The organism is Haloplanus sp. GCM10025708, assembly GCF_042663985.1.
Taxonomy (GTDB): domain Archaea; phylum Halobacteriota; class Halobacteria; order Halobacteriales; family Haloferacaceae; genus Salinirarus; species Salinirarus marinus.
Map to the genome: position 1 here is coordinate 344,612 of NZ_JBHSZA010000011.1, position 23,528 is coordinate 368,139.

The following is a 23,528-nucleotide window of genomic DNA, read 5'->3' on the forward strand; positions in this document are numbered from 1 at the left end:
TTGTGATCGATGATGAACGTTATCTCCGAATGCGAAGGCCCTTGACCGGCCCGATCCAACGGCGGCTATGGATGCCACCGTCGTCGTCACGGACGTACAGCCCGTCGGCTCCGACACCGTCGCCATCCGCTTTCGCACGCCGGCGGGATTCGAGGCCCTCCCGGGCCAGTTCGTCAAGCTCGCCGCCACCGTCGACGGCGAGGAGTACGCCCGCTTTTACACGCTCTCTTCGCCCGACGTCGCCGACTCCTTCGAGGTGACCGTCGGCATCGACGCCGACGAGGCCGGCCCCTTCAGCCGGCATCTCGCCGACCTCTCGCCGGGCGACGAACTGGAGCTCTCGGGGCCCTTCGGATCGAACCATTACGAGGGCGAGGCGCGCGTCGTCGTCGTCGCCGGCGGCCCGGGCATCGGCCCCGCCGTCGGCATCGGCGAACGCGCCCACCGCGACGGCAACGAGGTCGCGATCGTCTACCGCGACGACGACCCCGCTCATACCGCACGCCTCGACGACCTGCGCGAGGCGGGGGCGACGGTGACCGTCACGGACGGTCCCCTCGCCGACCCGCTGGCCGACGTCATCACGAGCGCACCCGGGGAACAGGTGTTCGTCTACGGCTTCGACGACTTCGTCGATGAGGCACGCGAGGCCATCGCCGCCGCCGGCGGCGACCCCGACGACGCGAAAGTCGAGAACTTCGGCTGAGCGGGCGCTCCGACCGAACGCCCGTCGGATTCCGGTGGCCATTGTCAGCGGTGAGTGTGGGGTGCCAACACCACCCAAACCCTTAATTCGTCGTCGCCCTCACCGTATTGACATGTACGACGACGACGAACTCGCCGACATCCGCGAGGCGCGCCGGGAGTGGGAACGGGAGACCCGCGACCCGGTCCGCGAGCAGTACGGCGAGCGGAAGGGACGCTTCGCCACGGTTTCGAACCTGGAGATCGACGATCTCTACACGCCCGACGACGTCGTCGACCTCGACTACGAGTCGGATCTGGGGTTCCCCGGCGAGGAACCGTTCACCCGCGGCGTCTACCCGACGATGTACCGCGGGCGGACGTGGACGATGCGACAGTTCGCCGGCTTCGGCACGGCCGAAGAGACGAACGAACGCTTCCACTACCTCGTCGAACACGGACAGACGGGCCTCTCGACGGCGTTCGACATGCCGACGCTGATGGGGAAGGATTCGGACGACCCGCTCTCGGACGGCGAAGTCGGCAGGAGGGCGTCGCCGTCGACACCCTGCGCGACGTGGAAATCCTCTTCGACGGCATCGACATCGGCGAGGTAACGACGAGCTTCACCATCAACCCCAGCGCGCCGGTCGTCTACGCGATGTACGTCGCCCTCGCGGACCGGCGCGGCGTCCCCCGCGACGAACTCGACGGTACCTTCCAGAACGACATGCTCAAGGAGTTCATCGCCCAGAAGGAGTGGGTCGTTCCCCCGGAACCCTCGCTGTCGCTGGTCACCGACACCATCGAGTTCGCCGTCAGGGAGACGCCGAAAATCCAGCCCGTCTCCATCTCGGGCTACCACATCCGCGAGGCCGGATCGACGGCGATCCAGGAGCTCGCGTTCACCCTCGCCGACGGCTTCGCCTACGTCGAGGACGCGCTCGACCGTGGACTGGAAATCGACGAATTCGCGCCACAGCTCTCCTTTTTCTTCAACTCCCACAACTCCATCTTCGAGGAGATCGCGAAGTTCCGGGCCGGGCGGCGCGTCTACGCCCGGATCATGGACGAGTGGTACGACGCCGCCGACCCGGCGTCGAAGCGCCTCAAGTTCCACACCCAGACGGCGGGCGCGGCGCTGACCGCCCAGCAACCCCTCAACAACGTCGTGCGCGTCACCTTGCAGGCGCTCGCGGGCGTCCTCGGGGGACACAGAGCCTCCACACGAACAGTTTCGACGAGGCGCTCGCCCTGCCGAGCGAGGAGGCCGTCCGGGTCGCCCTCCGCACTCAGCAGATCATCGCCGAGGAGTCGGGCGCGGCCGACAGCATCGACCCCTCGGCGGGAGCTTCATGATCGAGTCGCTGACCGACGAGGTGGAGGCCGAGACGATGGCCTACCTGGAGGAGGTACGCGACATGGGCGAGGGGTCGATGCGCGAGGGCGTCCTCCAGGGCATCGAACGGGGGTATTTCCAGCGCGAGATCCAGGAGGCGTCCTACGAGTACCAAGAGCGGGTCGAGACGGGGAAGAAACCGTCGTCGGCGTCAACGAGTACGCCGTCGAGGAGGACACCCGCCCGGACATCCTCACCGTCGACGAGGAAGCGCAGGAGCGACAGCTCGCCCGCCTCGACCGGGTCAGGGCGGAACGCGACGACGACGCCGTCGCGGACGCCCTCGCGGACGTCGAACGCGCGATCGCGAACGACGAGAACGTCATGCCGGTGCTGGTCGACGCCGTGAAGGTCTACGCGACGATGGGCGAGATCATGGACGTCTTCGCCGACGCGTACGGAACGTATCAGGAGACGGCGAGCGTCGTTTGAGGCGGGTCGTCCGCCGCTGAACCCCGCCGGCGACGGCCGTTCGAACTCCGTTCGCCCCTTCGCAGTGTGTCGATTCGCCCCGTCGATTCCGAAATCGTATTGTCGGCCCCCTCCGAATCCGCGCTCGTGGAAGCGTGCGTAAGTTTATCACGAAGGATTTGATTATTTAGCATGAACATGTCCGACGCTGACGTCGAACTGGAAGCCCGGCAGAGGAACAGGAGGCGTTCGAACCCCCGGCGTCGTTCGTCGACCAGGCGAACGTGTCCGACGAGAGCATCTACGAGGAGTTCGAGGAGAACTGGCCCGACTGCTGGACGCAGGCGGCCGACATGCTCGACTGGGAGCGCGAGTACACGGAGGTGCTCGACGACTCGGACGAGCCGTTCTACGAGTGGTTCGGAGACGGCACGCTGAACGCGTCGTACAACTGCATCGACCGGCACCTCGAAGACGGGAACAAGAACCGCGTCGCCATCAAGTGGGAGGGCGAACTCGGCGAGACGCGCACCTACACGTACCAGGACCTCTACCGCGAGGTCAACGAGTTCGCGGCCGCCCTGCGCGAACTGGGCGTCGAGGAGGACGACGTGGTGACGATGTACATGCCGATGGTCCCGGAACTCCCCATCGCCATGCTGGCGTGTGCCCGCATCGGCGCGCCTCACTCCGTCGTCTTCGCCGGATTCTCGTCGGAGGCGCTGGCGACCCGGATGAACGCCGCCGACTCGGAGTATCTCGTCACGTGTGACGGCTACTACCGACGCGGCGACGCCCTCGACCACGTCGAGAAAGCGAACGAGGGACTCGACGCGGTCGACCACGGCGTCGAGGCCGTCGTCGTCAAAGACCGCCTCGGCGACGAACTCGACCACAGCCTGAAGGGCAACCAGTACGACTGGGACGACCTGATGGCCGACCACCTCGGCGACCGGGTCGACCCGGTCGAACGCGGCGCGGAGGACATGCTCTTCCTGATGTACACCTCGGGGACGACCGGCAAGCCGAAGGGCGTCAAACACACGACCGGCGGCTACCTCTCGTACGTGACGTGGACCTCCCACGCGGTGTTGGACATCGAACCCGAGGACACCTACTGGTGTTCGGCGGACATCGGTTGGATCACCGGCCACTCCTACATCGTCTACGGCCCGCTCTCGCTGGGCACGACGACGGTCATGTACGAGGGGACGCCGGACTACCCTGCGCGCGACCGCCTCTGGGAACTGGTCGAGAAGTACTCCGTCGACATCTTCTACACCGCCCCGACGGCCATCCGGGCGTTCATGAAGTGGGGCAGTCGCTTCCCCGAGGAACACGACCTGTCGTCGCTGCGCTTGCTCGGCACGGTCGGCGAACCCATCAACCCGCGCGCCTGGAAGTGGTACTACAAGCACATCGGCGGCGAGGAGTGTCCGATCGTGGACACGTGGTGGCAGACCGAGACGGGCGGCATGATGGTCACCACCCTCCCGGGCATCGGCACGATGAAACCCGGTTCGGCCGGGCCGCCGCTGCCGGGCATCGACGCCCGCGTCGTCGACACCAACGGCCACGAAGTCGACGCCGGCCGGGCGGGCTATCTCACCGTCGACAAGCCGTGGCCGGGGATGCTCCGGACCCTCTACAAGAACGACGAGCGATTCGTCGAGGAGTACTGGGAGGAGTACTCCGACCCCGAGGAAGACGAGTGGGTCTACTTCCCCGAGGACGGCGCGAAGATCGACGACGACGGCTACATCACGGTTCTCGGCCGCGTCGACGACGTCATCAACGTCTCCGGCCATCGGCTGGGAACGATGGAGATCGAGTCGGCCATCGTCGGCGTCGAGGGCGTCGCGGAGGCGGCCGTCGTCGGCGGCGACCACGAGGTGAAAGGCGAGACGGTCTACGCCTACGTCATCACCGAGGAGGGCTACGACGAGAGCGAGGACCTCCGCGCACGCATCATCGAGGGCGTCGAGGACGCCATCGGCCCCATCGCCCGCCCGGAGGAGGTCGTCTTCACGCCCGAACTGCCCAAGACGCGCTCGGGGAAAATCATGCGCCGCCTCCTCGAAGACATCGCGAACGACGAGGAACTCGGCGACACGTCGACGCTCCGGAACCCCGACGTCGTCGACGACATCCAGCGCAAAGTCCGAGAGCCGTAGTCGGACGCTCCCGCACCGGGAGCCCGGTGTCTCACGTTCTTTCGCGGACGACGGTGATCAGTTCGTAGACGAACACGAGGACGACCAGTCCGACCGATCCCCAGACGACGGCGGCGAACGCGAGCGGCGAGAGCGGGGCGAACGCGAGCGTCGGAGCGACCATCAGGGCTCACCTCCGTCGTCGAGGCGGCGGATTTCGCGGGCGAGGCGGGTGAGGTCGTATTCGCCGCCGTAGAGGCGGGCCGTGAGCACCGACAGGCCGACGGAGAGGGCGGCGGCGGAGAGGAACGACGAGACGTAGGCCGGGGCGGGCAGCGCGCCCGCGCCGGGGAGTGCCGAGACGATCCCTCGCGCCGGCGGAAACAGGAGGAGACCGACGACGAGACCCACGGCGCTCGACAGGAGGACGCCGCCGGACCACGCGCGTTCGGCGTAGAGACCGTAGAAGAGGGGGAAGAACGTCGCGGACGCGAGCAGGTCGGCGAGCAGGAAGAGCGTGAGGACGCTGTACCCCTGTGCGCCGACGACGGTGGCCGCGAGGGCGACGACGACGGTGAACGCGCGTGCCGCCGTCGTGAGCGCCGCGCCTTCGACGCCGAACAGCCGCGGAAGGTCGGCGGTGACGACGCTGGCGATGGCGTTGAACAGGGTGTCTGCGCTGGAGACCACGAGGAGGACGGCGAGGACGGCGACGGCGGTCACCGCCCATCCGGGCAGGACGTCGTTCACGACGAGGAAAAAGGAGATGCTGGCGTCGCCGGGTTCGGAGACGAGTCCGAGGCCGACGGCGATGGGGCCGAAGACGCCGGCGAGCAGCACCATCGGGACGACGGCGACGCCGGCGAGGAGGAACGATCGGCGGAGCGTCCGTTCGTCGGCGGCGGCGTAGACCCGTTGCCACCAGGCCTGATTGAGCAGTTCCGCGGCGACGACGGCGACGACGACGTAGGCACCGAAGGTGACGCCGGGGAGGTAGCCGGGAACGAGCAGTTCGGGCGACGAGGCGGTGATCGTCTCGTGGACGCCGCTCGTCCCGCCGAGGGCGAGCAGCGTCGCGACGACGGCGACGACGAGCAAGGGGAGGATGAGAAGCGTCTGGACGGCGTCGGTCACCATGCTCGCACGGAGGCCGCCGTAGGCCGTGTAGGCGAGCACCGTCGCGCCGACGAGCGTCGCCGTTTGCCACCCCGGTACGCCGGCGACGAGCGAGAGCGCGCTGGCGATGCCGGTGAACTCAGCGGCGAGGAAGACGAACATGTAGGCGACGCTGACGACGAGGACGTAGGCGTACATCGCGGGTCCGTACCGGGCGTAGGCGTACTCGGTGAGGCTGTGGCCCTCGGGGATGAGCCGTCGGATGCGCGGGCCGAGAACGGCGTAGGCGACGAGTGCGAGCGACGAGCCGATGGCGTAGCCGAAGACGGCCGTGAGGCCGCCGAAGGCCGCCCCAGCCTCGGCCGGACTGAACAGGATCCACGCCCCCATGCTCGAGGCGACGATGGTGGCGGTCAGCGTCCCGCCGTGGGCGCTGTTTCGCGCCGTGATGAAATCTTCGACCGTCTCGATGCGTCCGCGGGCGTACCACGCGCCGACGGCGGCGAAGCCGACGAGGACGACGCCCACGATGCCGAGGAGCGCGCCGGACGTTACCATGGCTTCCCTCGATTCATACCGGTCCGTCGGGCGCACCGGATTAATACCTTATGATACAACCGGGTAATCACAGGTACGCGGCGTCCCACCGCGTCGCTTTCCGGCGGTTGTCGCAGTCGTTGCAGACGACGCGGCCCATCGAGTCCATCGCGATGGCGAAGCTCTCGCAGTTGCCACAGACGTAGCCGTAGCGTTCCTTCCGTTCGCGGTCGAGATACACCGTGTAGAACGGTCCCCGCCTCCCGCGAACGCTCTCGTCGAACGCGACGTAGACCTGTCGGCCGTCCGGAGTCGTGCGCGCTTCGGTGAGGACCTGCCGCGCTTCGCTTTCGCAGAACTTCGAGTAGAGGCGTTCGACGAACGGTTCGTCGCCGATCTCCACCGTTCGCTCGCCGACCAACTCGAAGTCCTCGTTCTCGTAGAAGTCGGTACCGGCCTCGTTGGCGGCGAGGACGCGACCCTCGATCCGGGAGACGTCGTGTTCGAGCAGTCGGGTCTCGAGCGCTTCCAGCAGGTCGTCACCGACTCCTCCCCACGTCGGTTGGGAGCGACGTGGAGCCAGTCGATCTCGCCGACCGTGTCGCGCCGGTCGACCACGTAGCTCTGCGCGAAGCCGACGACGTTTCCCCGTCGACGGCGACGAGGAACTCGGTGTTCGCGTCGGTGAGGTCGTCGGCGAGCGTCGCTTCGTCGTACCACCGCTCGACGGCCTGGGAGATGATGTCCTCGTCGAGAGCGTGTCCGTAGGAGGCTGCCAACGAGCCGTGTGCTACCTCGCGGATTCCGGTGATATCGTTCGTCGTCGCGTCTCGGACGTCCATGTGTAGTAGTTCGCCGCGAGCGATTAACAATCCCGTTGGTTCCGGCAACGTTTTGAACGAAGACGGCGCTTCGCGCCGGGGACAGCGCTCCGCGTCGGGAAGCGCCGCGTCGGCGGGGGAGAGGCTAAGAGGCTGGCGTGCGACGGCCTGACTATGGCAGGGCTCTGTTTCGACATGTACGGGACGCTGTGTGACACGAGTAGCGTCAGCGACCGCCTCGCGGCGGAACTGGACGTCTCGGAGACGCTCGTCGACGCCGTCGACCGAACGTGGCGACAAAAACAGCTCCAGTACTCCTACCAGGTCGCGCTGATGGACGCCTACGAGCCGTTCTGGAACGTCACCGAACGGGCGCTGGCGTACACGCTCGACCAGTACGAACTCGACCCGGGCACGGAGGGGCGGAAGCGCATTCAGGAAGCGTACAACCATCTCGATCCCTTCCCGGACGCGGCCGAGGCGCTCGAACGGCTCGGCGACGCCGGACACGACGTCGTCGTCCTCTCGAACGGGAACCCGGCGATGCTCGAGCGGCTGGCGTCGAACACCGGCCTCGACGCCCATCTCGACGGCATCATCAGCGCCGACGAGGTGAAAACGTTCAAGCCCGCGCCCGACGTCTACGAGAACGCCGCAGACCGGCTCGGACGCGACCTCGGTGAGTGCCGTCTCGTCTCGTCGAACGCGTGGGACATCGCAGGCGCGGGACAGGCCGGAATGGGAACCGGCTGGGTCAACCGACACCGTGACCCGCCCGAAGCCGTCGGTCCCGACCCCGACGTGGTCGCCCGGTCGTTGAGCGAACTGGCGGATCGACTCGCCTGATCGTCGAGCCGGATTTCGCGGGCCGTCCTGTCGTATTTCATATTAGGTATTTAATTATACGGAGATGTGTATTAGGCAATATGTTCGGAACAATTATTAACGTCCTGTCCGGCGAATGTGCTATGGTACGTGATAGCAAACCGCTAAACAGACGTGACGTGTTGAAAGTAGCTGGCGTTGCGGGGACCGCAGGGATCGCGGGGTTGGCGGGATGCAGCGGCGATGGCGGCGGCGGAGGCGGTGGGGGCGACGGCGGCGGTGACGGAGGCGGCGGAGGCGGCGGGGGCGACGGCGGCGGAGGCGGCGATGGTGGCGGCGGTACTGACTATCCCGAGCTCGGTAACTTCCCGGTCGAGAGCGACGAGGTCGTCTACGGGTTCAACGTCCCCCAGTCGGGGTCGTACTCCCAGGAGGGAGCGGACCAACTCCGTGCGTACAACCTCGCCAAGCAACACCTGAACAACGGCGGCGGCTGGGTCGACAACATGGACGACCTGTCGGGCGGCGGCGTTCTCGGGAAGACGGTGGCGTCCGTCGAGGGCGACACGGCGACCGACCCGGACACCGCACGGCAGGCCGCACAGCGGATGATAAACCGCGACAACGCCATCATGGTCACCGGCGGCTCCTCCTCGGCAGTGGCCATCGCGGTCCAGGAACTCTGTCAGGACGAGAAGGTCATGTTCATGGCCTGCCTGACCCACTCCAACGACACGACGGGCTCGTCCTGTGTTCGCTACTCCTTCCGGGAGATGTTCAACGCGTACATGACCGGACAGGCACTCGCACCGGTTCTCGCCGAAGAGTACGGTGAGAACCTGAACTTCTACCAACTGTACGCCGACTACACGTGGGGACAGACCGTCCAGTCCTCGATGCAGAAGTTCTTCAACGAGATCGGCGGCTGGAACCAGATCGAGGCCGTCCCGACGCCGCTCGGGACCTCCGACTACTCGTCGTACCTCTCGGACGTTCCGAGAGACGAGACGGACGTGCTCGTTCTCGCCCACTACGGGCTGGACGCCGCGAATTCGCTGCCGCAGGCGATCAATCAGGGACTGGACGAGGACATGGAGATCGTCGTCCCGCTGTACAATCGCCTCATGGCGCAGGCGGCAGCGGACTCGATCGGCGGGATCTTCGGCACCGCGGAGTGGAACTGGCAGTACTCCGACGGCCCGTCCCAGACGTTCACGCAGGCGTTCCGCGACGAGTACGACAAGGTCCCGTCGTACGCCGCGCGACTGGCGTACTTCCAGACGCTCCAGTACTCGGCGGCCGCCGAACGCGCGGGGACGTTCTATCCGCCCGAAGTCATCCGGCAGATGGAGGACTACGAGTACAGCGGCTTCGGCGTCGGCAGCGAAGTCCTGCGCAAATGCGACCATCAGGCCATGCGCGAAGTCGCCGTCACGCGGGGGCTCCCGCCGTCCGAACAGACCGAAGACAAGCTACTGGAAGTCGTCGGCCAGACGTCGCGGGACGACTTGGGCTATGACTGCAGCACCGGCCCCGCGGCCGAGTGCGAACTCGGCCCGTACGAGTAACGCCCCGACGTCTCGCTTTCTTCGGCGATGCGGCCGGAGGCCCAAACTGACGGCTCACCGATAACTATTACAACCAGCAACAAACTGAACTACAGGAACGAACATGAGCTTACTCTCACAGGCAGTAACGATTCTCCTCAACGGGCTCCAGCAGGGCGCGGTCTTCGCGCTACTGGGTATCGGATTGACTATCATCCTCGGCACGATGGAGTTCCTCAACCTGGCACATGGGGCGCTGTACCTCATCGGGGCTTACGCCGGACTCCTCGTGTTCAAGGAAGCCGCCCTCACCAACGGGCTGTTGTACAACTCCGGGATACAGCAGGTCGGCCTCGGTGCCGGCTTCCTCGCCGCGCTCGTTCTCGTCCCGATCATCGGCTTCGTCGTCGGGGCGCTGATGGAGCGGTTCGTGGCCGAACCGTTCTACGACCGGGCCGAAACCGACCAGCTGCTCGTGACGTTCGGCCTCGCGCTCATCATCGAAGAACTCGTCAAGCAGGTCATCGGCGGCAACACCTTCCAGTCCATCCCGCCGGAGACGCTCCTCGGCGTTCAGGCGTCGGGGCCGATCGGGCTCCCCATCGTGGGGTCGTTCCCGCGCTGGCGGCTCTACATCGTCCTCATCGCGGGCGTCGTCATTCTGGCGACGTACTTCGTCATCGAGAGGACGGACTTCGGCCTCGTCGTGCAGGCGGGGACGCGCGACTCGGAGATGGTCCGCCTGCTCGGCATCCCCATCGACCGCTCGTACACGCTGGTGTTCGCCATGGGAGCGGCGCTGGCGGCGTTCGCCGGCCTCATCGGGGCGTCGTTCCAGACGATAAGCCCGCAGATCGGGATGGAACGGGCGCTGGTCCCGGCGTTTCTGACCATCGTCGTCGGCGGCGCTGGTTCGGTCGTCGGCGCGATCGCCGGCGGGATGGTCCTCGGCGTCGTCGTCGCCGCGTTCCAGCAGACGTACTCGCAGTGGGCGTTCATCGTCATGTACCTGCTCGTGGCGCTGGTGCTCGTCTTCCGCCCGCAGGGCATCTTCGGTAGCGTCGAGGTGGGAGAATGAGCGACGACACGGAACCCGACGGCGGGCCGGTCGTCGACGAGGCGACCGAACGCGTGGACGGGTCGACCGACGACCTCCTCGAACGCATCCTCGCCCGCGACGATCTGGTGGTCGTCGGTTTCGTCCTCTCGCTGTTCGTCTTTCCCTACCTCCTCGTGAATCTGCTGACGCAGATCGGCGAGGCGATCGGCTTCTCTATCGGCGGCTACGTCGGCCTCCCGACGCTGGTGCTCATCTTCGGCATCGTCGTCATCGGCTTCAACCTCCTGCTCGGATACACCGGCTTGCTCTCGTTCGGCCACGCCGCCTTCTTCGGCGTGTCGGCGTACGCGGCCGGCATCTTCACGGCGGAGGCGACGGCGTTCCTGCCGACGGCCGTCGCCCACAGCCCGCTGGCGATGGTCGGCGTCGGGACGTTCGCCGCCCTCGTCATCGCGTGGCCCATCGGCTTCGTCTCGATTCGGCGGAGCGGCGTCTACTTCGCCGTGCTCACGCTCACGTTCGGACAGATGCTCTACTACTACGCGCTCGGACCGGGCGCGTGGCTCACCAACGGCGACAACGGCTTCTCCGACGTGAACGTCGGCCATCTCCTCGGGACGTTCGAACTCGAAGAGGCGATTCTGGGGGCCGACTTCCTCAGGGCCTACACCTGGCAGTACGTCTTCGTCGCCGTCGCCGCCGTCTTCGCCCTCTGGATGGCCAATCGCATCATCAACTCGCCGTACGGCCTCATCTTCAAGGCGCTCGGACAGAACGAACAGCGCGTCTCCTTCGTCGGCCTCGACGTCTTCCGGTACAAGCACATGGCGTTCATCATCTCCGCGGGCTTTGCCGGTGCCGGCGGCGCGCTGTTCGCTATTCACGAGACGTACATCCACCCGACGACGTCGCTCTACTGGATCACCTCCGGCGACTTCGTCATCATGACTATCCTCGGCGGTACCGGTTCGCTCGTCGGGCCCGTCCTCGGCGCGCTCATCTTCGAGTACGTCTCGAACGTCATCTCGGGCGTGAGTCTCCCGGTCATCGGGGCGATCGGCTCGCTCTGGCGGTTCGTCCTCGGCGCGGTGTTCGTCGTCATCGTCTGGGTGTTCCCCAAAGGCGTCTACGGCGGCGTTCGTGACGTCGTCGTCGCCCTCACCGGGCGCGGCGACGACGACGGGGGTGAGGAGGCGTGAGCCTGCTCTCGACGACGAGTCTCGTCAAACAGTTCGGCGGACTCACCGCCGTCGACGAGGTCTCGTTCGAGGTCGACCGCGGGGAGACCCGCGCCGTCATCGGTCCCAACGGAGCCGGGAAATCGACGCTCATCAACTGCATCACCGGGATGCTGGAACCGACCCGCGGCACCGTCGAGTTCGACGGGGAGGACATCACGGGGGTGGAGCCACACGACGCGGTCCAGCGCGGCCTCTCGAAGTCGTTTCAGACCGCCTCTATCTTCCCCGAGATGAGCGTCGAGGAGAACGTCGAAATCGCGGCACTGGCGGCCGAACACGGCTCGTTCCAGCTCAACTTCCTGAGGAAACGGGAGTCGTTCGACGAGGTCCACCGCATCTCCGAGCGGATGCTCGACGCCGTCGAACTGCTCGACCAGCGCGACCACGAGGCGGCGAGTCTCCCCTACGGGGACAAACGCCGCCTCGAAATCGCCATCGCGCTCGCGTCCGAACCCGAGATGCTGTTCATGGACGAACCGACCGCGGGGATGTCCCCCGGCGAGACACACGCGACCGTCGAACTCATCGAGGAACTCCAGGACGACCTGGAGTTGACTATCCTCATCGTCGAACACGACATGGAAGTCATCTTCCGCATCGCCGACCGCATACTGGTGTTGAACCGTGGGCGGGTCATCGCCGACGCGACACCCGAAGAGGTACAGGGTGACCCCGAAGTGCAGGAGGCGTATCTCGGAGGTGTCGAACTGTGAGCGCCGACGCCTTCCTCGAACTCGACGGCGTCGACGCGTACTACGGACAGAGCCACATCCTCTGGGACGTCTCTATGGAGGTCAGGGAGGGGAAATCTGCGCGCTCCTCGGCCGTAACGGGGCCGGGAAGACCACCACGCTCCGCTCGATAGCGGGTGCGCGGCCGCCGGACGTGCGCTCGGGGACGGTGCGGTTCAAGGGCGACGACATCACCGACGAATCCACCGAGAACATCTCCGCGCGCGGCGTCTCGCTCGTCCCCGAAGAGCGTCGCATCTTCCCGAACCTCACGGTCGAGGAGAACATCCACCTCTCGGGCGTCTCGCGGAACTGGTCGAATCGCGTGGGGCGTGCGCTCTCCTTCGCGGAGGGAGGGCTCTCGAACGAGGAGGTCTACGCGCAGTTCCCCCGACTCGACGATCGACGCACCCAGCAGGCCGGGACGCTCTCGGGCGGCGAACAGCAGATGCTCGCCATCGCCCGCGCCCTCAAGCAGGGCGGCGACATCATGATGCTCGACGAACCGTACGAGGGTCTGGCCCCACAGATCATCCAGAGCGTCGAGGACGCCATCCGCCGCATCAGCGAGAACGGCATGACCATCCTGCTGGTCGAACAGAACGCCGTCGCCGCGATGAAGATCGCGGACCGCGCGTACGTCCTCGACCAGGGCGAGGTCGTCTTCGACGGCACCGCGGAGGCGCTCCGCGAGGACGAAGCGACCCGCGAGAAATACCTGGGTGTCTGAGATGGACGGAACTGGAGCCCTCGAAGACGCGCTCGACCGGCTCATCGCCGCCGGTGCCGTCCACGAAACCGACGACGGGATGCTCTCGACGACGGGGAGTTCGAGGCCGTCCGCGACGTCTACCGCGACACCTACGGCGACGCCAAGGAGTCGGTGTTCCGGGCCGCTATCGCGGAACTGTTCGACGTCGACCGGGAGACCGCCGCCGAACGCATCGACCGCGAGGGCGTCACGCGCGAGGAACTGGTCGCGTATCTCGCTGTGCAGTCGTATCTCGACGATCCGCCGGACCGGGATACGCTCGCGCACATGGCCGCCGTGATGGTCGAACTCGGCCCGGGATCGCCCGTCCCAGAGCCGCTTCCGGTGCTCGACGACGACACGTACGAGTCGTTCCTCGCGGACCACCCCAACTCGCTGCTGTCGGTGTGGACCCACGGCTGTTCGCCCTGCGACGCGATGAAAGACGACCTCGACGCCGTCCTGTCGGCGCTGCCAGACGGCGTCGCGGCGGCCGGTCTCGACGGCGAATCGGCGGTCGAGTTTCGTCGGGAGTTCGAGGTCGACGCCGCGCCGACGATGCTGCTGTTTCGCGACGGTCGTCTCGAAGCGACGATGGCCGGCCGCCACTCCCCGGAAGCGCTCGAAGACGCGTTCGCGGACGTCTACACTTAGTCGGTCGTCTCTCTGACTTCGGCCGTCTCTTTGACTTCGCCCGCCACCATCACCGGGATGTCGGCGTTCAAAATCACGGACTGCGTGACGCTCCCGAACAGCACCTTGCCCGCCGGCGAGCGTTTCCGTCCGGCGAGGACGATGAGGTTCGCACCGATCTCCTCGGCGGTGTCGAGTATCTGCTCGGTCGGGTCACCGCTCGATTCGGCGACCTCGTACTCGATGCCCTGTTCGTCGAAAAACTCCGACACTTCGCGCACGGAGCGGACCTGCGTGGCCGACGCGCCGCTCGGGTTGTTCGTGAAACTGTGGATGACCGTCACCGACTTCTCCGCGGCGTCCCCGGGCAGGTCGGCGACTGCCTGCGCACAGGAGCGAGCCCGTTCTTCGTCGTCGTCGACACCGATGAGGACGGTGTACATATTCGGAAATCAACGAGATTGGGCTTAGTCCTTGGGGTCGATTCACGCCGCCCGGTCGTCTCCCCTCGACACGAGGACGACGAGGAGCAACGGGACGCCGAGGCCGACGCCGACGGTGACCGCGCCGAACACGGCCAGTCCGGTCGGCGTCGGCGGGAGGGAGACGAGAAAGAAAAGCGACGGCGCTCTGAGGTCGGGGACGAACGTTCCGACGAAAACGCCGCCGACGGCGCTCAGGAAGACTACGACGGCGTAGAGGACGAGCACCAGTCGCCGACCGTCCAACTGCGTCCGTGACACGACTCCCACTCGCCGGGCCGGCCGATTAGCCCTTTCCTTTCGGACCGACGGGCCTTTGGTACTCGGCGCTCATCGTCGACTATGACCGATACGGATCTGCTCGGCATCGTGCTCGGGGGATGGCGCTGTTGATGTTCGCGACGGGAATCATCCTCGTCGCCTGAGCGAGAAGCGACCTGCGAACCGAACGCCGACTCAGGCGTCGTCCCGCTCTCCGCCGCCGTCAGCGACCACGGACTCCTCTTCGCCGCCGTCGGTCACTGCGGTCTCGATTTTCCGGTCGAACCACTCCCACTCGGCGGTGTGCATCCCCGTCTCTTCGAGGTTCCACGGGTCGCCGTCCTGGACTTTCGGCCCCTCTATCCACGAAGTGGCGAAGTTGTACGCCCAGATGATGGTGCCGGCGGCGAGGATGAGCGCCCCGACGGACGTGAGCTGGTGGAGCGTCGAGAACTGCGGCAGATACGTGGCGTACCGGCGTGGCATCCCGGCGTAGCCGAGGATGAGCATCGAGAAGAACGTGAGGTTCGTGCCGATCATCGTCAGCCAGAAGTGCCACTTGCCGAGGCGGCGCTGGTACATCCGTCCGGTGTAGATGGGGAACCAGTAGTACATCCCCGCAAAGAGGGCGAAGGCGATCGCACCCATGATGACGTAGTGGAAGTGTCCCACGACGTAGTAGGTGTCGTGGAGGATGAGGTCGACGGGGATGGAGGCGTTGAAGACGCCGGTGACGCCGCCGACGATGAAGTTGGCGACGAAGCCGATACAGAACAGCATCGGAGTCGTCAACTCGAGTTTTCCGTTCCACATCGTCGTGATCCAGTTGAACGTCTTAACTGCGCTGGGAATGGCGATGGCGAGCGAGACGGCCATGAAGGAGGCGCGCAGGCGCGGGTCCATGCCGGTCGTGAACATGTGGTGTGCCCAGACGCCAAAGGAGAGGACGCCGATGGCGAGCGTCGAGTAGACGACGAACTTGAAGCCGAACAGCCGCCGACCGGAAAAGCGCGGCAGGATGTAGCTCACGAGGCCCATCGGAGGCAACACGAGGATGTACACTTCGGGGTGGCCGAAAAACCAGAACAGGTGTTGCCAGAGCATAGGGCCGCCACCCTCCACGGCGAAGAACGTCGTCCCGAGGTTCCGGTCGAGCAGGAGCATGACGAGCGCGCTCCCGAGGAGGGGGAACGCAAAGAGGATGAGTCCGGACTGGGTGAGGATGGTCCACGAGAAGATGTCGAGGTTCGCCCACGTCACCTCTTCGGCGCGTTCGGTGATGATGGTCGCGATGAAGTTGATGGCACCCATCGTCGCCGAGACGCCGGTCAGGTGGAGGCCGAGTATCAGTAGGTCGACGCCCGCGTTGGCCTGATTGCCGTTGCCGACGCCCGCCGCTAACGGCGTGTACAGCGTCCACGCCGTCTGTGCAGGGACGATATCACCGAGCGGGAGGAAGCCGGCCCAGATGAGCAACGCGCCCGGCGGGAGCAGCCAGAACGCGATGGCGTTGATGCGCGGAAACGCCATGTCGTCCGCGTCGATGAGGAGGGGAACGAAGTAGTTCGAGAACGCCGCGATTATCGGCGTCCCGAACAGGAACAGCATCGTGATGCCGTGGTTGGTCAGAAGCGAGTTGTAGAACGATTCCGAGATGAGCGTCGCGCCCGGGTCGAAGAGTTCGATGCGCATCCCGAGCACCATCAGGCCGCCGACGACAAAGGAGATGATCCCGAAGAACCCGTAGAGGATGCCGATGTCTTTGTGGTCGACGGTCGTCAGCCACCGGATGACGCCCGACGGCTTCTCGGCGTGCCCGGTGCCGTGTGCGCCGCCGCCGCCACTCGCGAGCGGCGTGTACGACCGCCAGTTCTCGACGCGTGCGAGCCACGCGGCGACACCCACGAGAAAGATTCCCATGAGGACTGTCAATGCTAGCTGTCCCGTGATTTGCATACGCGACGTTGTGGAGTGCAGGGTAAAGAAAGATTCGGGACCGGTCCGAGTGGGGTGGTCGCCGGCGCTACGACTCGCCGCCGGCGTCGCCCTCGATCGCGCCTTCGGACTCTCGTTCCTCGATCGGCTCTGCGCCCGAGACGGTGGCCTGTCCCGGCAGGTAGACCGGTCGTTCGTCCTCGGCTTGCGAGATGGCCTTCCCGGAGAGGTACGTCAGAACGGCGAGCAGGGCGAACGGAACGACCAGCAGCGCGAACTGGAGCCCCGACGCGAGCGGGTCCCAGCCGAACGGATTCACGACGGCGTAGCCGACGACGAAAAACAGGATGATGGCCAGCGGGATGAAGTTGACAGTCAGGTCCAGGATGGTTTCCCGGTCGAAGATGCGAGTCGTCATGTGGGGTGGTCGAACGGCGCGACCAAATAGGTTGTCGGTTCGACGCGGTCAGACGACGGCGTCGTCGGGGAGAAAGAGGCTCCCGCCGACGGCACCGACGGCGAGGACGACGCCCGCGGTGGCGACGGCGTAGCCCCGCGTCACGAGTTTGACGTCGGTGAACACGAAGGCGACGCCGATACCGACGAGGACGACGGCGAACACGCCCATCGCGAGCCAGGGCGAGGAGACGTACTCCGATTCGCGCAACAGCCCGGCGACGCTCCCACAGAACAGGAGCAGCCCGGCGACGGCGACCGGAAACACGTCGAACAGCACTCCCAGTTCCGCGATGGGGATTCCGAGTGCGACGAACATCGGCCACGGACTCGCCATCCGATACTGGTCGCTCAACCCCGGTTGCTCGTTCATACGCCGCCTGCGTGTCGCTGCTACAAAGCGCTTCGGAACGACCGCCGGCCGCGTCGGCGATTAGGCGATGTTCACACCGTCGCGCGCGAGGAAGTCGCTCACTTCCTTGATCTCGATCGGACTCCCGATGATGCGACAGTCGACGTCGTCCGTCGAAAAAACCGTGACGGCGAATTCGGCTTCGAGGTCGGAACGCAACCCGTTGAGTGCGTCGCACGGCACGACGATCTGCGTGCTGTCCCGGAGGCTCTCGGGATCCGGCATCTATCTACCCTACGGATATCTGGCCCCTCGTATAACCGTGTCGAAACACTATCACTTGTCGAGCGCCTACGTCGTCTCGTGAACGTCGGACGAAGCGGATTCGGAATGGAAAGGGTTTTTCGCCGTACGCGGCGGAGTTTACGCTAATGGGACTGGAGGAAGAGATCGAGGACCTCCGCGAGGAGATCGCCAACACGCCCTACAACAAGGCGACCGAAGCGCATATCGGGCGACTGAAGGCGAAACTCGCGGAGAAAAAGGAGAAACTCGAGAACCAGTCCTCCGCCGGCGGCGGACAGGGGTACGCCGTCGAGAAGACCGGCGACGCGACCGTCGCCCTCGTCGGGTTCCCGAGCGTCGGCAAGTCGACGCTCCTCAACGCGCTCACGAACGCCGAGAGCGAGGTCGGCGAGTACGAGTTCACGACGCTCGACGTCAATCCGGGGATGCTCCAGTACAACGGCGCGAACATACAGATGCTGGACGTGCCGGGCCTCATCGAAGGCGCGGCCGACGGCCGCGGCGGCGGCAAGGAAGTCCTGTCGGTCGTCCGCACGGCGGACCTCGTCGTCTTCCTCCTCTCGGTGTTCGAGATCCAGCAGTACGAACGCCTCAGCGAGGAACTCTACTACAACAAGGTCCGTCTGGACACGTCGCCGCCGAACCTCTCGATCTCCAAGAAGGGCAGGGGGGATCCGAGTGACGAAATCCGACGACGTGGAGCTTGACGAGGACACGATAACGGGCGTCTTGCGCGAACACGGCTACGTCAACGCCGACGTGACGGTTCGTGGCGACCTCTCCATCGACGAGCTCGTCGACGGCATCATGGACAACCGCGTCTACCTCCCGTCCGTCGTCGCCGTCAACAAGGCGGACCTCATCGACCACGACTACCTCCCGACGGTCGAGGAGAACCTCCGCGAAGTGGGCGTCGACCCCGACGACGCGATCTTCATCAGCGCCGAGGACGAGAAAGGGCTGGAGGCGCTGAAAGATCGCATCTGGGACGCCCTCGGCCTCATTCGGATCTACATGGACAAACCGGGCCGCGGCGTCGACTACGACGAACCGCTGGTCCTGCGCGAGGAGAACACCGTCGACGACGCCTTGCACAAACTCGGCGGCATGCTCGACGAGCGCTTCCGGTTCGCGCGCGTCACCGGGCCCAGCGCCAAACACGACGAACAGCAGGTGGGCCGTGACCACGAACTGCAAGACGAGGACGTTCTCCGCGTCGTCGCCCGGAAGTAATCACTCCACGCGGGCGATAGCCACCAGTCCCGCTATGAGAATCAAAAACCCGGCCAGCGACAGGCGCGGAATCGTCAACAGGCCGTCGAGCAGGGTGTACTGAATCCGAACGCAGCTCTCGCCGCCGATGGAACACGTCTTGGCGGGGTTCGGCGCGACCTGTAGATACGAGTGGGAGGCCGCGACGGCGACGCCCGCAACCGACAGCGGGAGCGCGGTTAGCCAGACGCGGGGCCGGTTCTCGACGGCGGCGACGCCGAGGACGACGACGAGGGGGTACATGAGTATCCGCTGATACCAGCAGAGTCGACAGGGCGTGAGTCCGCGTCCGAGGCTGAGCCAGAGGCTCCCCGCCGTGGCGACGGCGGCGACGACGGTGAGTCCGACGAGCGTCGCCCGGAGTCGGCGCATGCTACCCATCCGCCACCGGACGGAATTGAACCTGTCGAGTCACTTTTTTCGGCGTCGCCGTCGGCGTCTTCGGTCGCTCACTCCCCGAGAGCGACGCCCGTGCCGTAACCGTCGCCGACCGGACGGTGCGACGGGAGACGGGACCAAACCCCCGAACTCGTCGTCCCGAACCGTACTGATTTTGCCATCCGGACCGAACGCCCGGCCGTGTCGCGCTCTCCCCGTCGTGCCGTCGTCGCCCTCTTCGCTCTCCTCGCCGTCCCGTGGACCGCCCTCGTCTACGAATCGGGGTACGTGACGCTCGTCTTTCCGTGGGGGCTCGCCACCCCCGCACAGGGGTCGGTCACGTCGCTCTATCACTTCCTCTTTCGGTACACCGCCGGGCTCCCCGAGTTCATCCTCGCGTGGCCCCTTGGGGTTCTCTGTTACGTACTCGCGCTCGCGAGCGCCGTCGCGGGCGTCGTCACCGGCCGCGAGGACGTTCGCGTCACCGCCGGCCTCCTCGTGTTCGCCGGCGTCGCCGGCCTCTCGGTTGCCTCCGGCTTCTCCGTTCAGCCCGGACGCGTCGCCTACCCCGTCGGAACCCTCGTCCTCTGGGCCGTCGCGTGGTGGTTCTACCGACCGCTCGTGTGCGACGCCTGACCCGCCTCCGGTAGCCTTTTCGACGCCGCGCCCCACCGCTCTCCTATGTCCGGCACGCTCGACCACGTGATGATGCGCGTCGCGGACCTCGACCGGTCGCTGGAGTGGTACCGGTCCCACCTCGACTACGAGGAGAAAGACCGCTGGGACGGAGACGACTTCACCATCGTCTACCTCGGCCCCGAGGAACTGCACGAGGAGGGTGCGATGCTCGAACTCACTCACAACGAGGGGCGGTCCGACTACGAGATGGGCGACGCCTGGGGCCACATCGCCGTTCGCGTCGAGGACGTCTACGACGCCTACGAGGAACTCATGGACGCGGGCGTCGAGGATTACCGCGACCCGGACTCCTGTGGCGGCCGCTACGCCTTCGTCAAAGACCCCGACGGCCACGAAATCGAAATCGTTCAGCGCGACCACGGCACCCGGTGGAGCATCGACCACACCATGATTCGCGTCGAGGACGCCGACGAAGCCATCGGCTTCTGGACGCGCAAGTTCGAGTACGAACACACGGATCGTTGGGAGGCCGACACCTTCGCCAACTACTTCATGAAACCCGAAGGCGCGCCCGAGGAGGCGATGGCCGTCGAACTCACCTACAACTACGACGGTCGGACGTACACGATGGGCGACGCGTGGGGTCACCTCTGCGTTCGCGTCGACGACTTACACGACGACTGGGAGCAGTTGCTGGTCCGCGAGGCCGAGGAGTATCGCGACCCCGAATCCTGCGACGACGTGTACGCGTTCACGAAAGACCAGGACGGCCACGAAATCGAGCTCATCGAGCGCGAATCGCTGGAACCGCCGCTGTTCCCCGAATAAGCGGGATTCTTTTCACCGCTCGCCTTCCGGATACGACTATGCGAATCGGCGTCGTCGTCAACCCCATCGCCGGCATGGGCGGGCGGGTCGGGCTGAAAGGGACCGACAGCAAAGTCGCGGAGGCCCGCGAACGCGGGGCCGAACCGCGCGCGCCGGGCCGGGCGCGGCGGGCGTTGCGTGCGCTCCCGGACGGCGTCGAGATCCTGACGTGGGGCGACCCGATGGGCGGGGGCGTCGCCCGCGACGCCGGCTTCGATCCCGAAATCCTCGGCCGGCCGGAAGGATCGGAGACCACGGCCGACGACACCCGCCGGGCCGTCGAGACGTTCGTCGAGGCCGACGTCGACCTCGTGTTGTTCGTCGGCGGCGACGGTACCGCCGCGGACGTCGCCGAGACGCTGGCGGACACGGACGTCCCGATGCTCGGCGTCCCCGCGGGCGTGAAGGTGTACTCCTCGGTGTTCGCCGTCTCGCCCGAGGACGCCGCTGCCGTCGTCGCGTCGTTCGAGCGAACCGAACGCCGCGAGGTGCTCGACATCGACGAGGACGACTACCGCGACGGCGAGGTTCGTCCGGAGCTCCGCGCCGTCGCGCACGTCCCCGTGGGCGAACAGCTCCAGTCGTCGAAGCAACTCGGCGGCGGCACCGTCGAGGCGCTCGCGGCGGGCGTCGCCGCCGACGTCGAGCCGGGCGTCACCTACGTCCTCGGTCCGGGGAGCACCGTCGGGGCGGTGAAGGAAGCGCTCGGATTCGAGGGGTCGCCCCTCGGCATCGACGTCTGGCGCGACGGCGAACTGCTGGTCCGCGACGCGAGCGAACGCGAGATACTCGCCCACCTGGGCGACGAAAACGTCGTCGTCGTCTCGCCCATCGGCGGACAGGGCTTCGTCTTCGGCCGCGGCAACCCACAGCTCTCACCCGATGTCATACGACAGTGTGAGATCCACGTCGTCGCCTCGCGGGCGAAGCTCGACCAGCTGGGCGAACTCCACGTCGACACCGACGACCCGGACCTCGACGAACAGCTCCGAGGCTGGACCAAGGTCAGGGTTGGCCGGTTCGAGCACCGACTGATGCGAATAGATTGAGACCTAGTAGCTCTCCTCGCTCGCGCTCTCTTTGTACATGATTTATGAAGTTTAAGGTCACAGAGTGAAACTTAAGGTCTCCGGACTGCTTACGGAATCGTATGGAAACGCGGAAAGTGCAACGGCAGGGGCCGTCGACGCTGGCGATGACGCTCCCCGCGGAGTGGGCACAGGAACACGACGTGGACAAGGGCGACGAGGTGTCGATCCGGATGGGCGGGAAGGGGACGCTGACCGTCCTCCCGGAGTCGGCGAACACCGAGGATTCGATGGCGACGATCCGGGCGGACAACCTCGACTCGGACTCGCTCGAACGCGCGATCGTCGCCCAGTACGTCCTCGGGCGGCGCGTGATCCACGTCGAGAAGAGCGAGGGGGCCCTCGACAGCGAACACATCAACGCCGTCTACCGCGCCGAGACGCAACTGATGGGCCTCGGCGTCATCGAGGAGACGCCCGAGCGCATCGCCATCCGGTGTTCGGTCGACCCGGAGGACTTCACGCTCGACAACCTCCTCGAACGGCTGGAGAACACCGGCAGTACGATGCGCGGCGAGGCGGTCAAGGCGCTGGCACACGGTAACCCCGACCTCGCTCAACGGGCGCTCAACCGCGAACGGCAGGCCAACAAGATATTCGTCCTCCTCCTGCGGCTCATCTTCATGGCCTACCAGAATCCGAACCTCGCGCGGGCGGTGGGTCTCGGTTCCGGATTCCCCCTCATCGGCTACCGCTCGGTGGCGAAGAACCTCGAACTGACCGCCGACAACGCCGAGGACATCGCCAACATCGCCCTCAACGCCGAGGGCCACACCCTCGACGTCGACGGATCGACGATGCGGCGCATCCGCGAGTTCACCGATCAGGTCGACGAGATCACCGTCACTGCGGTTCAGGCCGTGGTCGAGCGCGACTACGACCGCACCGTCGAGGTCCGACAGCTGTTCCGCGAAATCAGCGACCGGGAGCAGGAGATCCTCGACGACCTGCCGGAGATGCCCAACGAGGAGCTCTTGCGAATCCGCGAGGTTCTCGTGAGCCTCCAGCAGACCGCCCAGTACGCGATGCGGAACGCCGAGATCGCGGCGAATCTGGCGCTCAACGAGGAATCCGATCACGTCGCCATCGAGTGACGCCCGATCGCGGACGACTCAGTCGGCGGTCGCGTCGGCGGCGTCGGTCGCCGGCCCCGTCCGTTTCGTCCCCGTCAGCGGACTTCGGCTCGAAACGTCGCAATCGAACGCCGGATGCTCCGCGAAGTGCCGAATCAGCATGTGCCGACGAGAGCCCGTGATGCCCGTCCGACTCACGTCCTCGGCGGTGAACGTCGCCGGCAACCGCTCGTAGAGGCGGCGCAGTTCGTCGAAGCTTCGGAACACTTTCTCGTTGCCCGTCGACTCCGCGCTGCGTCGCGAGACGACGTAACTCCCGTCCTCGCGGTACTCGCCGGCGGTCCGGAAGAACTCGCGTTTCTCCGTGAGGGCGTCACCGAGGGCCGCCTGCAGGTCGGCGGCGTCGCCTCTGGACAGTTCACAGGCGTCGTCACCAAACTGCACGAGAATCGATTCGTCGTCGGTCGTCACCGAAACCGCTGTCTCATCGCACGAGAAGAACTCGATCAG

General features: G+C 66.0%; 21 protein-coding genes and 5 pseudogenes. 15 read left to right on the plus strand and 11 right to left on the minus strand.

Annotation, left to right across the window (positions count from 1 at the left end; translation table 11 throughout):
- Positions 1–67 precede the first annotated feature (67 nt).
- The 3 genes and pseudogenes from ACFQJD_RS04860 (at position 68) to acs (ending at position 4,668) form a co-directional block, all read left to right on the plus strand.
- Positions 68–706, plus strand: coding sequence for an FAD-dependent oxidoreductase (locus ACFQJD_RS04860; protein WP_379796543.1), 639 nt, complete (start codon positions 68–70; stop codon positions 704–706).
- A 112-nt stretch (positions 707–818) separates the two neighbouring features.
- Positions 819–2,515, plus strand: a pseudogene (locus ACFQJD_RS04865) (acyl-CoA mutase large subunit family protein).
- A gap of 177 nt (positions 2,516–2,692) precedes the next feature.
- Positions 2,693–4,668: pseudogene (acs, locus tag ACFQJD_RS04870) on the plus strand (acetate--CoA ligase).
- A gap of 31 nt (positions 4,669–4,699) precedes the next feature.
- On the opposite strand, the gene ACFQJD_RS04875 reads toward acs, so the two are convergent.
- The 3 genes and pseudogenes from ACFQJD_RS04875 to ACFQJD_RS04885 all read right to left on the minus strand — a co-directional run bounded on the left by ACFQJD_RS04875 (position 4,700) and on the right by ACFQJD_RS04885 (position 7,142).
- Positions 4,700–4,831 carry a hypothetical protein gene (locus tag ACFQJD_RS04875; protein WP_379796545.1) on the minus strand — a complete coding sequence of 44 codons (132 nt, stop codon included), beginning with the start codon at positions 4,829–4,831 and terminating at the stop codon, positions 4,700–4,702.
- Positions 4,831–6,321 (minus strand): sodium:solute symporter family transporter, encoded by a 1,491-nt coding sequence (locus tag ACFQJD_RS04880; RefSeq protein WP_379796547.1) that lies wholly within the window; start codon positions 6,319–6,321, stop codon positions 4,831–4,833. The genes ACFQJD_RS04875 and ACFQJD_RS04880 overlap by 1 nt, the downstream gene beginning before the upstream one ends.
- Positions 6,322–6,388: 67 nt before the next feature.
- Positions 6,389–7,142: pseudogene (locus tag ACFQJD_RS04885) on the minus strand (GNAT family N-acetyltransferase).
- 153 nt (positions 7,143–7,295) lie between these two features.
- On the opposite strand from ACFQJD_RS04885, the gene ACFQJD_RS04890 reads away from it, so the two are divergent.
- The 7 genes and pseudogenes from ACFQJD_RS04890 to ACFQJD_RS04920 all read left to right on the plus strand — a co-directional run bounded on the left by ACFQJD_RS04890 (position 7,296) and on the right by ACFQJD_RS04920 (position 13,930).
- Positions 7,296–7,967, plus strand: coding sequence for a haloacid dehalogenase type II (locus ACFQJD_RS04890; protein ID WP_379796549.1), 672 nt, complete (start codon positions 7,296–7,298; stop codon positions 7,965–7,967).
- A gap of 122 nt (positions 7,968–8,089) precedes the next feature.
- Positions 8,090–9,514 (plus strand): ABC transporter substrate-binding protein, encoded by a 1,425-nt coding sequence (locus ACFQJD_RS04895; RefSeq protein ID WP_379796551.1) that lies wholly within the window; start codon positions 8,090–8,092, stop codon positions 9,512–9,514.
- A 103-nt stretch (positions 9,515–9,617) separates the two neighbouring features.
- On the plus strand, positions 9,618–10,571 hold the full coding sequence (locus ACFQJD_RS04900) for a branched-chain amino acid ABC transporter permease (RefSeq protein ID WP_379796554.1): 954 nt from the start codon (positions 9,618–9,620) through the stop codon (positions 10,569–10,571).
- A complete protein-coding gene (locus tag ACFQJD_RS04905; protein ID WP_379796556.1) occupies positions 10,568–11,752 on the plus strand; it encodes a branched-chain amino acid ABC transporter permease in 1,185 nt (394 codons plus the stop codon). The genes ACFQJD_RS04900 and ACFQJD_RS04905 overlap by 4 nt, the downstream gene beginning before the upstream one ends.
- Positions 11,749–12,507: an ABC transporter ATP-binding protein gene (locus tag ACFQJD_RS04910; RefSeq protein ID WP_379796558.1), complete on the plus strand. Its 759-nt coding sequence runs from the start codon at positions 11,749–11,751 to the stop codon at positions 12,505–12,507. The genes ACFQJD_RS04905 and ACFQJD_RS04910 overlap by 4 nt, the downstream gene beginning before the upstream one ends.
- Positions 12,504–13,255 (plus strand): annotated as a pseudogene (locus ACFQJD_RS04915) (ABC transporter ATP-binding protein). The gene ACFQJD_RS04910 and the pseudogene ACFQJD_RS04915 overlap by 4 nt, the downstream one beginning before the upstream one ends.
- A 153-nt stretch (positions 13,256–13,408) precedes the next feature.
- On the plus strand, positions 13,409–13,930 hold the full coding sequence (locus tag ACFQJD_RS04920) for a thioredoxin family protein (RefSeq protein WP_379796560.1): 522 nt from the start codon (positions 13,409–13,411) through the stop codon (positions 13,928–13,930).
- On the opposite strand, the gene ACFQJD_RS04925 is transcribed toward ACFQJD_RS04920, so the two are convergent.
- The 6 genes from ACFQJD_RS04925 to ACFQJD_RS04950 form a co-directional block, all read right to left on the minus strand.
- Positions 13,927–14,352, minus strand: a complete 426-nt coding sequence (locus ACFQJD_RS04925) for a universal stress protein (protein WP_379796562.1) — start codon at positions 14,350–14,352, stop codon at positions 13,927–13,929. The two genes, ACFQJD_RS04920 and ACFQJD_RS04925, sit on opposite strands and share 4 nt — an antisense overlap.
- A 42-nt stretch (positions 14,353–14,394) precedes the next feature.
- On the minus strand, positions 14,395–14,652 hold the full coding sequence (locus ACFQJD_RS04930) for a DUF7520 family protein (RefSeq protein WP_379796564.1): 258 nt from the start codon (positions 14,650–14,652) through the stop codon (positions 14,395–14,397).
- Positions 14,653–14,847: 195 nt separating this feature from the next.
- On the minus strand, positions 14,848–16,608 hold the full coding sequence (ctaD, locus tag ACFQJD_RS04935) for a cytochrome c oxidase subunit I (protein WP_379796566.1): 1,761 nt from the start codon (positions 16,606–16,608) through the stop codon (positions 14,848–14,850).
- Positions 16,609–16,675: 67 nt separating this feature from the next.
- Positions 16,676–17,005, minus strand: coding sequence for a DUF6684 family protein (locus ACFQJD_RS04940; protein ID WP_379796568.1), 330 nt, complete (start codon positions 17,003–17,005; stop codon positions 16,676–16,678).
- Positions 17,006–17,053: 48 nt separating this feature from the next.
- Positions 17,054–17,416, minus strand: coding sequence for a DUF7541 family protein (locus ACFQJD_RS04945; RefSeq protein WP_379796570.1), 363 nt, complete (start codon positions 17,414–17,416; stop codon positions 17,054–17,056).
- A 60-nt stretch (positions 17,417–17,476) separates the two neighbouring features.
- Positions 17,477–17,680: a hypothetical protein gene (locus ACFQJD_RS04950; protein WP_379796572.1), complete on the minus strand. Its 204-nt coding sequence runs from the start codon at positions 17,678–17,680 to the stop codon at positions 17,477–17,479.
- Between the two features lie 146 nt (positions 17,681–17,826).
- On the opposite strand from ACFQJD_RS04950, the pseudogene ACFQJD_RS04955 reads away from it, so the two are divergent.
- Positions 17,827–18,934: pseudogene (locus ACFQJD_RS04955) on the plus strand (OBG GTPase family GTP-binding protein).
- On the opposite strand, the gene ACFQJD_RS04960 reads toward ACFQJD_RS04955, so the two are convergent.
- Positions 18,935–19,345, minus strand: a complete 411-nt coding sequence (locus ACFQJD_RS04960; protein WP_379796574.1) for a disulfide bond formation protein B — start codon at positions 19,343–19,345, stop codon at positions 18,935–18,937.
- A 207-nt stretch (positions 19,346–19,552) separates the two neighbouring features.
- Between ACFQJD_RS04960 and ACFQJD_RS04965 the strand changes: the two genes are divergently transcribed.
- The 4 genes from ACFQJD_RS04965 to ACFQJD_RS04980 all read left to right on the plus strand — a co-directional run bounded on the left by ACFQJD_RS04965 (position 19,553) and on the right by ACFQJD_RS04980 (position 23,039).
- Positions 19,553–19,987, plus strand: a complete 435-nt coding sequence (locus ACFQJD_RS04965) for a TIGR04206 family protein (protein WP_379796576.1) — start codon at positions 19,553–19,555, stop codon at positions 19,985–19,987.
- Positions 19,988–20,032: 45 nt separating this feature from the next.
- Positions 20,033–20,818 (plus strand): VOC family protein, encoded by a 786-nt coding sequence (locus tag ACFQJD_RS04970; RefSeq protein ID WP_379796578.1) that lies wholly within the window; start codon positions 20,033–20,035, stop codon positions 20,816–20,818.
- 38 nt (positions 20,819–20,856) lie between these two features.
- Positions 20,857–21,906 (plus strand): ATP-NAD kinase family protein, encoded by a 1,050-nt coding sequence (locus ACFQJD_RS04975; protein ID WP_379796580.1) that lies wholly within the window; start codon positions 20,857–20,859, stop codon positions 21,904–21,906.
- 101 nt (positions 21,907–22,007) lie between these two features.
- A complete protein-coding gene (locus tag ACFQJD_RS04980; protein ID WP_379796582.1) occupies positions 22,008–23,039 on the plus strand; it encodes a PhoU domain-containing protein in 1,032 nt (343 codons plus the stop codon).
- An 18-nt stretch (positions 23,040–23,057) separates the two neighbouring features.
- Here the strand turns inward: ACFQJD_RS04980 and ACFQJD_RS04985 are convergent, their stop codons facing one another.
- Positions 23,058–23,435: a DUF7528 family protein gene (locus ACFQJD_RS04985; RefSeq protein WP_379800408.1), complete on the minus strand. Its 378-nt coding sequence runs from the start codon at positions 23,433–23,435 to the stop codon at positions 23,058–23,060.
- Positions 23,436–23,528 lie beyond the last annotated feature (93 nt).

Excerpts from the sequence above, each read along its gene's own strand:
- ACFQJD_RS04980 (WP_379796582.1), top strand. The coding sequence starts at position 22,008 with ATGGAAACGCGGAAAGTGCAACGGCAGGGGCCGTCGACGCTGGCGATG.
- ACFQJD_RS04900 (WP_379796554.1), top strand. The coding sequence starts at position 9,618 with ATGAGCTTACTCTCACAGGCAGTAACGATTCTCCTCAACGGGCTCCAG.
- ACFQJD_RS04860 (WP_379796543.1), top strand. The coding sequence starts at position 68 with ATGGATGCCACCGTCGTCGTCACGGACGTACAGCCCGTCGGCTCCGAC.
- ACFQJD_RS04975 (WP_379796580.1), top strand. The coding sequence starts at position 20,857 with ATGCGAATCGGCGTCGTCGTCAACCCCATCGCCGGCATGGGCGGGCGG.
- ACFQJD_RS04895 (WP_379796551.1), top strand. The coding sequence starts at position 8,090 with ATGGTACGTGATAGCAAACCGCTAAACAGACGTGACGTGTTGAAAGTA.
- ACFQJD_RS04940 (WP_379796568.1), bottom strand. The coding sequence starts at position 17,005 with ATGACGACTCGCATCTTCGACCGGGAAACCATCCTGGACCTGACTGTC.
- ACFQJD_RS04875 (WP_379796545.1), bottom strand. The coding sequence starts at position 4,831 with ATGGTCGCTCCGACGCTCGCGTTCGCCCCGCTCTCGCCGCTCGCGTTC.
- ACFQJD_RS04960 (WP_379796574.1), bottom strand. The coding sequence starts at position 19,345 with ATGCGCCGACTCCGGGCGACGCTCGTCGGACTCACCGTCGTCGCCGCC.
- ACFQJD_RS04950 (WP_379796572.1), bottom strand. The coding sequence starts at position 17,680 with ATGCCGGATCCCGAGAGCCTCCGGGACAGCACGCAGATCGTCGTGCCG.
- ACFQJD_RS04880 (WP_379796547.1), bottom strand. The coding sequence starts at position 6,321 with ATGGTAACGTCCGGCGCGCTCCTCGGCATCGTGGGCGTCGTCCTCGTC.
- ACFQJD_RS04970 (WP_379796578.1), top strand. The coding sequence starts at position 20,033 with ATGTCCGGCACGCTCGACCACGTGATGATGCGCGTCGCGGACCTCGAC.
- ACFQJD_RS04905 (WP_379796556.1), top strand. The coding sequence starts at position 10,568 with ATGAGCGACGACACGGAACCCGACGGCGGGCCGGTCGTCGACGAGGCG.
- ACFQJD_RS04890 (WP_379796549.1), top strand. The coding sequence starts at position 7,296 with ATGGCAGGGCTCTGTTTCGACATGTACGGGACGCTGTGTGACACGAGT.
- ACFQJD_RS04925 (WP_379796562.1), bottom strand. The coding sequence starts at position 14,352 with ATGTACACCGTCCTCATCGGTGTCGACGACGACGAAGAACGGGCTCGC.
- ctaD (WP_379796566.1), bottom strand. The coding sequence starts at position 16,608 with ATGCAAATCACGGGACAGCTAGCATTGACAGTCCTCATGGGAATCTTT.
- ACFQJD_RS04945 (WP_379796570.1), bottom strand. The coding sequence starts at position 17,416 with ATGAACGAGCAACCGGGGTTGAGCGACCAGTATCGGATGGCGAGTCCG.